This window comes from Lapidilactobacillus achengensis (assembly GCF_003946655.1).
Lineage (GTDB): Bacteria > Bacillota > Bacilli > Lactobacillales > Lactobacillaceae > Lapidilactobacillus > Lapidilactobacillus achengensis.
Genome location: NZ_RHOV01000022.1, coordinates 26,631 through 36,772 on the forward strand (window position 1 = coordinate 26,631; position 10,142 = coordinate 36,772).

Annotated in this window: 7 protein-coding genes and 1 pseudogene; 2 read left to right on the forward strand and 6 right to left on the reverse strand. The window is 47.3% G+C overall.

All coding sequences use genetic code 11. From position 1 onward, the window contains the following. Positions 1-195: 195 nt before the first annotated feature. Together EKM94_RS10315 and EKM94_RS10320 are read right to left on the reverse strand one after the other, a co-directional pair. Positions 196-1,815: an ATP-binding cassette domain-containing protein gene (locus tag EKM94_RS10315; protein WP_125601461.1), complete on the reverse strand. Its 1,620-nt coding sequence runs from the start codon at positions 1,813-1,815 to the stop codon at positions 196-198. Positions 1,816-2,292: 477 nt separating this feature from the next. After that, a pseudogene (locus tag EKM94_RS10320) lies at positions 2,293-2,961 on the reverse strand (oxidoreductase); the annotation flags it as partial. Between the two features lie 542 nt (positions 2,962-3,503). Between EKM94_RS10320 and EKM94_RS10325 the strand changes: the two are divergent. Next, entirely contained in the window at positions 3,504-4,151 is a 648-nt protein-coding gene (locus tag EKM94_RS10325) for a helix-turn-helix domain-containing protein (protein WP_125601467.1), read from the forward strand. Between the two features lie 149 nt (positions 4,152-4,300). Here the strand turns inward: EKM94_RS10325 and EKM94_RS10330 are convergent, their stop codons facing one another. The 3 genes from EKM94_RS10330 to EKM94_RS10340 all read right to left on the reverse strand — a co-directional run bounded on the left by EKM94_RS10330 (position 4,301) and on the right by EKM94_RS10340 (position 7,052). After that, entirely contained in the window at positions 4,301-5,434 is a 1,134-nt protein-coding gene (locus tag EKM94_RS10330) for a site-specific integrase (protein ID WP_125601470.1), read from the reverse strand. Further along, complete coding sequence (locus EKM94_RS10335; RefSeq protein WP_225419500.1) at positions 5,431-5,694, reverse strand: DUF3173 family protein; 264 nt, start codon at positions 5,692-5,694, stop codon at positions 5,431-5,433. Before EKM94_RS10335 ends, EKM94_RS10330 begins: the two co-directional genes overlap by 4 nt. Positions 5,695-5,771: 77 nt before the next feature. Continuing rightward, entirely contained in the window at positions 5,772-7,052 is a 1,281-nt protein-coding gene (locus tag EKM94_RS10340; protein ID WP_125601473.1) for a replication initiation factor domain-containing protein, read from the reverse strand. Positions 7,053-7,954: 902 nt separating this feature from the next. Here EKM94_RS10340 and tnpC point away from each other — a divergent pair. After that, entirely contained in the window at positions 7,955-9,370 is a 1,416-nt protein-coding gene (tnpC, locus tag EKM94_RS10345) for an IS66 family transposase (protein WP_125601477.1), read from the forward strand. A 361-nt stretch (positions 9,371-9,731) separates the two neighbouring features. Here the strand turns inward: tnpC and EKM94_RS10350 are convergent. Next, positions 9,732-10,142 (reverse strand): prealbumin-like fold domain-containing protein (locus tag EKM94_RS10350; protein ID WP_225422211.1); only part of this gene is annotated, 411 nt, incomplete at its 5' end.

Consider the following 10,142-nt stretch of genomic DNA (forward strand, 5'->3'; position numbering starts at 1 on the left):
CAACCCGTTGTGTTCCGCACTCTGACGTTGGTGGGCAGTTTACTTGTCTGGCGGAAGGTCGGGCTGGGGGTGAGTCAGTTGTGCCCGCCGCGTTCCACCACCCCCAGCCCGACCTGGAGCCCACCACACTTGCCAACCACCAACGCCCCGCGCAGCGCAAGCCGCGGACAATCTGCTTTTCAAAAGCAACGTAAACTAGGGATGAACGGTGACTTGATCCAGCCGAATAATCTGATCGTAATCCTTTAAGTGTGCGTCAGGAACTTGATGAGCCACTTCAATGAGAGTTTGCTGACTGGCCATAAATAGCTGATGGATCTGCTCAGCCGTCTGTTGATCCAATGACGAAGTAGCCTCGTCGGCGAGAATGATCGGCCGATCATACAACTGCGCGCGGGCAATTTCTAAGCGCTGTAATTCACCACCAGAAAGATTCTGCCCATTCTCACCGACTTGATAATTCAACCCTTCACTGGTACTGAATTGCGCCAATCCGGCATTTGTCAGCGCCTGTTGCAACTGGTCAACGCTGAACTCGCGGCCTAAAGTGAGATTGAATTTGATCGTATCATCAAACGCGAACGGTTGCTGACTGATCCAGGCAAACTGTTCTTCAACCGTTGTCGGCGAATAGTCAGCGATCGGGTGCCCATTGAACGTATAATTGCCAGCGCTGGGAACCAGTTCGTCTTGCAAAACCGCCAATAAAGTTGATTTGCCAAAGCCAGAGGGAGCGGTGAGTAACACTTTCTCGCCGGCCGCGATTTTGACATCCAACTGACTAAATAGTTCGTGTTGGTCAACGGTCACGGCCAGTTGGCTTAACCGCAAGTCATGAAAGTCGCTGATTGCGGCGGCATGATTCGCTTCAGCTTGTTCTTCCGCGCGCCTTGCTTGATTTTGTTTAGCGGTCAGCACCCGGGCTTGGATCTCCTTGACGGTTTGCCGCTGATTATTCGCGCCAACGATGGCCATCAAAGGATTGGTAACGCTATTCGATAACTGCATCACCGACACGAAACTAGCCAAGCTCAAAGCGCCCAAAATAATCCGATAGACACCCACACCGAACGGAAAGGTCATTGCCGTGAGCATGGCGACCGTGTAAGCCAAGGTGTTGGCCACGCCAATCGTCAAATTCATCCGCCGCAAATTATGCTCCAACTGCGCACCCTGGCCCAACAGTTTACGCCCTAAATTAGCTTCGGCTTGGTAGGTGCGGATCGTCCGTTGCCCGGTTAAAACATCCTTCAACCGATTGGTGAAACCGGCATTAGCTTGCGACCACTCCTTGCCGCGGGAACTGATCCTGCCTTGGGTAAGATTAGAAATCAACAGTGGCACCAACGAGCCAACGAAGAAGGCCAGTGTGGTCCAAATATCATAAGTCAATGACGCGACCAACGCGAACACAAAAGTTAGCAAATTGGTGGCAATACCCATCTCAGCCTTGATCCCATTCGTTTCAAGCTGTTTCAAGTCATTGGTCATGAACGAAATATTCGCCGAAATCAGCTTCTTTTCAGGCGCCTCCGCGAGTAATTCTGTAATCATGATTTGCTTTATTTCCAGATTGGCGTCCGCCACGTAACGAGTTTCCGCGTTAACTTGCAGCAAGCTCACCCCGCAGAAGATCAAGAACCCAATGACAGCAATCACACTATTTTGCAAGAACATTGTCAGGTTGGCCTTGGTTGCCGCCGCAATAAAGCGCCCAAGAATAAACGCCATGAAAACACTTTGAAGGCTATCCAGCGCTGTCCAGAACAAGAAATTAATCAGTTTCAACTTTTTCCCAAACTTAAAAATTAGCATTCTACTCACTCCAAAAGAATATTATCAGCACAAAACCAGGGCGCCAATTATACATTTAATCAAATCAAGTAACGCGCTGTCGTTATGTCAGCGCCAACACTTCTGGGATTTCAAGCGTGGTCTTTGCCAAGCATCCGATAAATGACGACACGAATGACCGCTGAGTTGAGTAAGGATCAGACTTGAAACGATTATTATTAAAAGATAATTATTAACTTGGTTAAGAATATTATATCTCATAAGTAAGACGAATCAATACTTTTCTCATTTTTTTGTAATCACTCATTATTTTCTTTAATAATTCGTTTATGTGGGCGGGTACAAAGCGTTTTCTGTGGCTGGGCCGCTGGGAAAAAGTCAGGCGATGGGACAGCTGCTGATCAGGCTGGGTGCTTTTGCTGGGCTAGTACTTTTGCGCAGTGGTTGTGCCGGCGACGTTCTGGTTGTGATGGTTGTCTTAGCGACTAAAGCAACTGCCTAAAGTTTCTTTTCAAAGCCTTCCATGGGGGCTAGGGTGTTCTGATAAGAGGCTTGGGCGGTTTCGTCATCAGTAAAGTGCATCACGCTGCGGAAGGCGGTGCGCAAATATTCTTGCATCGCCCCGGGGATCGCCAGTTCGTCCATGTCCAGCGCGCTGAAAGTCGTCCGAAGACTAGCTGGGGTGTTGGTCGCGACTTTTTGGACCCACTGTGGTTCGCGGAGCAATTCGCGTCCGATCGCCACAAAGTCTGCGCCATCATTGATCGTGGCTTCCGCGTCTGCGGGTTGTTCCAACGAGCCGACGCCGATCAACGGGATGACGCCAGCGGTATGCGCCGCGAATTGCGACAGTAGGGTTTCGGTATTTTGCGGATCATTGAGGGAGGTCCGTTGGTAACTGCCCATGGATAGATGGAGATAATCAACTTTATCCTTGATTTGATCCACGAAATACAGCGAATCGGCCAAGCGGATCCCCGGCGTTTCCAACTCTTCTGGGGAAAGGCGATAACCAACCACGAACGGTCCAGTGGCGTAACGCGCAACCACTGCTTGCACTTCCGCAATCACCGCTAGCGGAAATTGCAACCGCCGCTGACGGGTGCCACCCCATTGATCGGTGCGCTGATTTGAATTCTCCGAATAAAATTGTTGCAACAAGTAAGTGGTCTTGAATGGGTCTAGAAGAATGAAATGGTTGTTATCAAGGTATTGGGGTCAGAATTTCAATATGCACTTTTTCGGAGTAGTCGCCAACTTATTCATAAACGGTCAAGTACTTGCCGAAGTCAATCACACTTTCTAGCCTAAGCAATCTCGTCGGCTAATAAGCCGTGTCTCGTTGATCTGGCCTACCATAGTTAATAACTGTGGTTAGTGGTTATTAGGTCGGTGATACTAGCACAGCCTGTCTGATGAACTAGGGGAAGTTTTTGATGATTCGTTCTGTTCCCAACAAATGTTTACATAACTTTAAATTCATTTCTGCTACTTTTTTACTGATCTCCCTTGAACTCATAATGATTACACAACCATCTTCGATATGTCGGCGCCTAACAAATTGGTGAGGTACAATAGATAATAGAGGCCGTGAAATCAACAATGGCAGTATTTGTATCACTGGATATTTTGCTAAAGACCACTGTGACTCAGACTCAAGCTCGACTTTTCCTGAGATTATTGCGATAACAATAGTGGAGGTTAGGATTATGACTACTTTTGGTGAGAATTTGAAACAGGTCCGGCACTTACACCACCTGACCCAAGTGGAACTTGCTGACCAACTAAATATTTCGCGTTCAGCTATTTCCAGTTGGGAAGTTGGCCGAAGCTACCCAGATCTGGATATGCTGGTCAGTTTAAGTCGCGTTCTCCAAATCTCCGTTGATCAATTAATCAAGGAGGCGCCTGTAATGGTTGCAACAATTAGTCGCGAACAACACAACAATCGGAAAAGAAAGCTTGCCTTACGAATCATTATTCCTGTTTTCTTTGCGTTATCAGTATTCACCGCATATCTGGTTTACCAGGATGTGGATGCTGTTAATCGGTTTTTCTCACCTAATTGGTCGGCTGGGTTGACTATTAAGAAACGTCAGGCTAACGTGTGGACCACTGTGGTCTGGGACCAAGGTTCACTGGTTAAGGGTTCGATTTTCAGAAAGTCGACATTGACTAATCATGTCGCCAGCACCAGTCAAGTCAGGGTGCGCCTGGTCGATCGAAACGGTCAAGCGCTGGGAAAATCCTTTAGCCTTAAACCAGGACAGCAGCGAAAACTGAACGTTAAGTCACGACAAGTCTTTCGGGTTAAAGTCAAGTTACCTCAAGGCAGGTACATCCTAAATTGCCATTGATTTAGTGACCGGCGATAATCTGTTAAGACGTAATCTGACCAAACGTACATTATTTCCCGGGAACAATGACACATTTTGTGTATGTCCCGTAGTATCAACGTTTCTAGCACCACCGATTTTACGGTGGCACAGTTTTGACCCTTTTCAAATTATTTTGGCTCATCGGGCACCTCCATGGAGAATATCCCGTTGAGCTTTTTTGCGACTTCAAAGTTACTGTTGGGGTAAAGATGACCGTAAGTGCCGAGCGTCGTTTCGATGTCCTCATGTCCCAGACGTTCTTTAATCTGGAGCGGGTTTTCACCGAGACTGATCAACAGCGACACATGCGAGTGGCGGAGGCCATGCACGGTAATCCGCTGAACTTTGGCGAGTGTACTGTACGCGTCCACAATATCCAAAAATTGCCCGTCAGAGCACGGAATCCCATCACGTGAGAATACCCACTCGGACGTCACCATCGCCGCTTGTGCGACCTGCCACGCATCTAAGCACGCAATGGTATCATCATCAAGCGCCACGGTACGGCGACTGGCGGCAGTCTTTGGCGCTGGAGTTTCAAACCAGTTGCGGTTGTGATAGTCCATGGTCTTATTGATGTTCACCGTCTTAGCTTCAAGATCAACGTCTGTCCACTTTAACGCCCGTGCTTCACCGCTACGCAAGCCAGACATGAACATGAACCACAACATCGTGTAATCAAAGCGGCCAGTGTACGTGTTGGTGTTCGTCTTGGCGAGTACCTTTTGGAAGTCGGCTTGCGTCCAGAAATTGATCTTCGCTTTCTTCTTTTTGATGAGGCCAACGACCCGTACTGGATTCTCGTTGATGATACCAAGCGCCTTAGCACGTTCAAGCACTTGGCCTAACATAATGTTGATGGTACGCGCATAGGATTGCTTACAGTCTTTGAGTACGCTGACTTGCCAATGTTGCACATCAATCGGCCGAATTTGGTCAATGATGATGTCGTTGAACCTAGTCAGATACTCACTGTTCATCAAGACTAGCCGCTGACGGTAGGTGCGTGGCTTTACTTGGGTTTTGTACCAAGGCTTGAACACGTCTTCCATAAAGTCGCTAAACTTAGTCTGCTTAATGTCCTCATCATCGGCGATCCCCGCCGCCAACATTGCAACTCTTGCTTTTTTCGCATCCGTTTTCGTTTTGAAGCCGCTGGCACGTTTTTGAATTCGTTTGCCAGTTCGTTTGTCAGTTCCTAAGCTTACGCGGAAGCTAAAAGTGCCGTCCGCCTGTTTGGTAATATGGTCTTTCGTAGTCAAGATAGTTCCTCCTTAACTGCGGAAAGGCCACTTGGTGCACCCTCAAGTTGGCTTAGTTTCAAGCCTAATACTGCGTCTACTGCTTCCACTGGAACACGGTCTACGCCTTTCTTACCGTACCATCCAAGGCCACGTTTGAGCAACAACTCTTTTGCCATTTTGATGATACGGCTTGCTTGCGATTGACTGTACCCCAGCTTGATAAGGTCAGCTCTAGTCATCGTCAGGAAGACTGGCTGTTCTGGTACGTTAATATTCAATCAAATCGCTTCCTAAAGTTTGGTGGGAGTGAGATAATCAAACCAGATAGAACCCATATTTTATCTGTGAAGGGTGACTACTTGCTTTGGTCGGCGTAGTCGCTCTTTTTTGATTTCTCACGTTGCTTTGAATCGGTCATAACACCGTTGCGTTGGTGCTGAGAATGGTGGATCACGTCCCAGTGGCGTTGCGTCAACTTACCACTGTCGATGATGGCTTTGAGTTCGTTTGTGTTATTGTACTGGTCAATCAACTGCAACATCTTGAGTGAGGGTGCGACTTGCTTTCTCAACCACCGCGTAATATGGTCATAGTTTAACGGTTCTGGATTAGTGGAAAGTCGCAGCTTATCCCGATTGTTACCGATGAACGCCGCCCAACGAGGATCTAACACCCACTCACTTCTGGGTTTATGACTTGGCGTCAAGAAACGCAGATACTGATTGATGATGCCGAACACGACTTGTTCGGGATCGCGCGTCGCCAATAGATGTTCAACCGCTGTGGCGGCACGTTCGCGGCGTAGCCGCACTTCAAAGCGAGTACGGATCGGTTGATCTTCAATGGCGATTTCTGGGTGTTTCTGATGTTGCTCAAATGCCTTGTCGTAGATACAGAAATTGACTTCGCTTTGTGGCGAACCAAGGTACAAGGTGCGCCCAGAGGCGTGCCACTGTTTGGTGCGGTTGTCCCTGAACCCGCGAAAGCGTGAGCTGAATTCATCATGGTCGCACTTCTCAATTAGTGTTGGCACATCTAGTAATCCGTTGCGGTCGTTGATGGCTAAATCAAGTCGGGTGAAGTGGCAATCCAGTTTGAGACAAGTTTCGAGAAAAGCGTACCAAGTTCGATGTTGCGATTGCAGATACGATTCGACGTAGCGACAACCTTGACCTTTCAGCTCAATCATTGTGCCACTGTCGTCTTTCGGGTTGTAATCTTCGGCATCCACATCTTGGTAAGGTGATAACATCATCTTGATCTCACCGCATGTTAAGGTTGCTGAATAGCCGTAGTGAGCGCCGTCGTGGAGATTGAAATGGATCGGGCTGATTTGGAACAGTTCGTTAATCAACTCTTCGTAGTCGTGCGTCTTGAAGGTGACGCTGAGATAGTCGATACAGACGTCCAGATTATTCTGACCGGTCAACGCACGCAACGCCAACGTCAGTTCTAATCGGGCTTTATCGTTGAGCGGCTTCTTGCGACCCAGCAGTTGATTCAGGTGTGACCGGCTGTAATTAGCCATGTCTGCGAGCTGACCTTGAGTAATATTGTTATCGCGCATTTCGTCGTGGACTTGATCAAGCCAATCTTTGTTGGTCATGCCGCCAATTAAGTTTAAGTCTTTGAGCATGTTAGCTCCTTTCCAAGCGTCCTAACAGCAATTCGGCGTTTTACCTATACGGTAAGGCCGTGCCACAGGCGCTTTATGCCTACCGTCGGATTTCTTGTTACTTGTATTTGCCCCCCTATTAGACACTGGGGGCTGATGGCGGTCGGCTAACGCCGACCGCCGCCGCTCGCGCTAGCGGCTTTCGCGCTGCACGCCGCGCACGGCGGCAAGGCTACCTCCTTTCAAAAAGATTTGAGAACTTTTGCTCTCACCATATACAGACAGCTTTTACAGCGTATTTGAAACCAAAGCTCTGAAATGTAATGGTTTCCTAATATTTAAGGCACTTTATGCTCCTCAAAAATTCTGAGCCTCCACTAATCACCAAGTCACTAACCGTCTTTGTAGAACACCTCGTAAGCAATTCCGATTTATGCCAATTCAAATTTCTGCTTACATATACACGGAATGTAAGTCCTATAACGCATTCGAAGTGAATAACATGGATTAAAAGGCTTTATTACTACCACTTTTCGTAACAAGTGCTCGGCGTTCTTTATCTGCTCTAGTCAGTGCCAGAGATTCGGATCACGGATTTGACGCTGTTGAGGTCAACCTAGGTCCGTTCAAGTTCAGACTATTAAGGATTTGGCAAGCATATGGAAGACCCGCTATTTGTATTGTGAGGCCCAATGTAAGGCAATTAAGGTATGACGCCACAACTACTTGTTGCCGGAAATTCGAAGCCTTCTGAAATCTTCTTATTGATTTAATTTCCAAGCTAGTTGTTTGGGTGTTGACGAAATATCGCCTTGACTAAATAAGCCAATCAGGATATTCCTAACTCACTAAAAGAAAGAGACGAAGTATAATGACTAAAATTACGATTTGTGGAAAAGGGAACATGGAGCAAGCAATCGGTAATGCCTTTATATCGGTGGACAACGCTGTCAACTACATTGATGTTGGGGATTCGGACGACAATATCGGTGATATTGTCGCAAACTGGGCAACAAAGCGAAGCAGTAACAGATGATGAACCGCAGCAGCTAAGAAAGCCGAAATCTACTCGGCAGCAGTTGTTGGCGAATGATCTACCGGTAAGAACCACCTTTGTTTCCAAAACCGATGAACACAGTGAACATGGTCATGAATTGAAATTGCTAGGCACTCACTTTGTTCGCGAGGTCGTTCATCGAATCCCAGGGCGTTTGTTTGTCGAGAAAATCTATGAGAAGACCTACAAGTGCTCGACTTGCGAACTTGAAGATGGATGTAGTCATATCTATCGTGGTAACGCGCCGAAGGCATTAATTGCCCACAGCATTGCGACGCCTTCGTTGATCGCGTCGATTTTGCATCAAAAATGCATTCTCGGGACACCGCTCTATCGCCAATTAAAGGATTGGCAGCGTGCAGGCGTCTTATTAAGTGAGACCACAATCTCAAATTGGGTCATCAAGTGTGCCGAGTTAGTGAAGCCAGTTTATGACCTGATGCGTAGCCACTTGATGAGCCAAGGTTTTCTCCAAGGCGATGAGACCCCTTATCAGGTACTTCAAGAGCCTGGCAAGTCGGCGCAGAGCAAGTCGTATATTTGGGTAGCCCGTAGTATCACGCGGTGCGAAACGCCAGTCGTCATGTATGCCTATGCGAATACTCGCTCCGGGAAATTCGCTCAGAACTTATACAGTGGCTTTCCTGGTGTCCTACAATGCGACGGCTACGCCGGCTACAATCTTCTGGGTGATTCAATCACTCGCGTTGGTTGTTGGGCGCATGTACGGCGTAAGTTCTTCGATGATTTCAAGAACACTAAGAAGATGACGCTGGGCTTGAAGCTACTCAATCAGATGTTTGAACTCGAACGGAATTGGGCAGGCTTAGATAGCGCATCACGCCTGGAAAAGCGTCAAGTGGTGCTTAAACCGTTGATCGAGCACTTTTGGGAGTGGTGTGATCATGTCGAGACTTTACCAAAAGATCGTCTAGGTAAAGCATTGGCGTATGCGCAGGGGCAACGTGTCGCATTAAATCGCGTCTTAGAATTTGGGGAAATCGATTTAAGTAATAACGCTTCTGAGCGCAACATGAAGAGTTATGTGATTGGCGGGAAAAACTGGCTGTTTAGCACTAGTCCAAAAGGTGCCGAAGCCAACGCCATCTGGATGACCGTGGTTGAAACCGCGAAAGCCAATGGGATCGATCCGCGGAACTACATCACACAACTGTTAGAGATTGTCTCACAGCTACCAACATTCGCAAAAACGGAATCGTTGGAGGCGTGTTTGCCATGGAATTTAAAGACTAACAGTTCAAACGTAGAATCAATCGTTTAAAGAATACGAAGGCCCGCAATCTCAAAAGACGAGATTGCGGGCCTATTTCAGCGGTCGATTACTAGGTGCCTACCTTACGAGCGGGATTCATATGCGGTCAGTTATTGGGTGCTTACGAATGAAAGGGCATAAGAAAAGCACCTAGACCAGTTAAGGCCCAAGTGCTTCATAAAAAAATTATCAACTCTACTTGACGAAGAGCCACAATCTCAAAAAACAAGTTTGTGGGGTTCCTTCGTATGGTCGAATATTAGGTGATTACTAATTGTTAGCGGTTTACTGACGCTCTAAAAATTTGAGTCGCAGTTCTTTTACTTCACTAAAACAATCCTTCAGCACCAGAGGCCCTTATTTTCTATCTCTACTGGCGTTCTCGTCTGTAAAGATTGAAAAGACTGTAGGTGAACATACTGAGCAACAAAGCCACTCCCATCAGTGTCGTTACTAAACTATTGCCATCTCCTGTAGCAGGCATGTTTTGGTCGCCTTTGTGCTTATCGTTGTTACTTTGTGATGAACTCTTCTTAAAATTCTTAGCCGTAACTACAGACTGTTTGCCACTAACTTGTAGGTCGATAGTAAATGAAAGCTTACCATCATTCAATTCATAACCAGCAGGGGCAGCAGTTTCAACAAAGTAGTAGTCGCCTGGCTTCAGGTCATCAACCTTAATCTGACCCTTGGCATCGGTGGTCAAGCCACTAGCAACCTTCGTCCCGTCCTTCTTATGAAGATCAAACACAGCGCCCGCCAGGGCTTTACCTGTATCACC